Raw genomic sequence first — 2,066 nt, forward strand, 5'->3', positions numbered from 1 at the left:
ATAATATGTAACTTTTGTGTTAAGTTTTGGTGATATTCTACTTAACATACATCTAAACTCATTTGCAATATTAAAACTCATTTTTATATCCTCCTTTTTTACCTTCTTAACTTTATTACACTAAGAATTTTATTCTTGGTTAATTTCCAGTACCCTATACATAGTAGCGAATACACAACTACTCCTGTAAGAATTTCAAAGACAAGTGCTACAATCCCTCCGCAAAAAATCCTAGCTACTATTCTTACTACTATAATCATAACAACACCAAACAAAACATATACCATAGATTTATAAATTACACTTGAACATGAAATATACTTATTAATTTTTTTATATTGCCAAAAACAACTAACTAATTCGGCCGCCATAGTGCCTATAGCAGCACCTAATGCGCCTAATCTTACTATTAAAAGTAAATTTACTATTAAATTAATTCCTGCTCCCCAAAATACAGACTCTATAAATATTTTTTCCTTTTGATTTGGTATTAAATATTGCATACGCACCACTAGGGAAAGCCCTTTTATCACGAGAATTGGAGATAACATCATAATCACTCTAATGCACTCATCATATCCTGAACCGAAAAATAACGGTGTGAACTCCACAGAAATTGCAAAAATCCCACACGCCATTGCAGAAGAAACTGCCACTATTAGTTCTATTGATAATAAAAATAGTTTTTTTGCTTCATTTATCAATCCATTGCTATTCAAAGCAGTCATTCGTGGTAACATAACAGTTCCAATACCTATCAGTATTCCTATTGGAATATTAATGATTTTATCAGCATTATAATAATAGCCAACTTGTTTATAAGTACTTAATAATCCTAACATTGTTTTATCCATAATATGATATACAGACATTGCCATTAAAGGAACAAACAATACTAGGTTTGGTTTAATATGTTTGACAACTTCTTTCTTTGAAACAGTCCTAATCGCTTTCACATCAACTTCTTTCGACGCAAAAAACCAAAGTATTATATTACTAAGAAATGTACTTCCGGCCATAATCAATGTGTAAATCCAAAGATCACTCGGCTTTCTAACTGTTGATAGAATTAAAACCACAGAACTTATGCGAATAATCATATTTCTTGATACTGTTGTTTTAAATTTTTCTACTCCGAAAAACAACCAATTGATATCAACAAGCGATCCTAATAAATAAAAAATTTGTAAAAATGCTATATAAACATTTTGAGAACAAATTCTTGTCAAGTAAACAACATATATACCTATAGACAACAATGTACAGCACATCTGGAAAAAATATATATTCCAAAATGATTTACTTCTTTTTTCCCTATCATCACCACAATTTGCAATAGTTCTCGTTCCATAATTTTCAACTCCTAACATTGCAAATAAAGTAAAGTAATTAATAATAGATTGCGTATATGAAAAAACACCTTGTTTTTCCGCTCCCAAAACTCTCGCTAAATATGGCGATGTAATTAGTGGGATACATGTATTTAATATTTGATATATTGTCTGATATCCTAAATTTTTTTTTAATTTACTCATATGACTCCCCTTCGGACCAAATATTTCTTTCTGTTTTTCGAGAAGACAATATTCCATACATCAACCACATGAAATAACACTTTACTCCTGGTCCAATTGGTGCTAAGCCTTCGAAAAAACTATTAATTCCATAGCCTATACATACAATGACAAGTATTGAAGAATAAACATTTGTTCTATCAAATTTTAAGCTTTTTATAATCGGTAAATATGCTATACCAATTATAATACTTCCTGTAATAATGCCAAATTGTAATATACATGATAAAGGAAAGCATTCAAAATACAAAGAACCTATTCCAGTCAACCAATGTCCCTTTATTAAAGTTGGAAATTCTGATAAAATAGATATTCTTCCAGATGTCAAAGAATCTAAACTTGAGGCATCTCTCCCCGCAAACATAATATTATTCACAACCATGTTAAACATACTATCATTCAACAGTAAAGTTAATGTGGCAATTATTACAATTGTCATTAATAAATATTTTAAGTTTTCGATTAAATTGTTTTCCAAAAATAATATAAAGT

The 2,066-nt window shown here is 29.4% G+C and carries 2 protein-coding genes; both read right to left on the reverse strand.

What is annotated here, in order from left to right:
• Positions 1 to 98: 98 nt before the first annotated feature.
• The gene (locus tag DW793_RS14035) at positions 99 to 1,535 is read right to left on the reverse strand and encodes a flippase (protein ID WP_181988395.1); all 1,437 of its coding nucleotides are present in this window, start codon (positions 1,533 to 1,535) and stop codon (positions 99 to 101) included.
• A partial coding sequence (locus DW793_RS14855) for a hypothetical protein (RefSeq protein WP_181988396.1) occupies positions 1,528 to 2,066 on the reverse strand: 539 nt, incomplete at its 5' end. The genes DW793_RS14855 and DW793_RS14035, both read right to left, overlap by 8 nt.

It is taken from the genome of Ruminococcus sp. AM31-15AC (genome assembly GCF_003462045.1).
GTDB lineage: Bacteria > Bacillota > Clostridia > Oscillospirales > Ruminococcaceae > Hominimerdicola > Hominimerdicola aceti.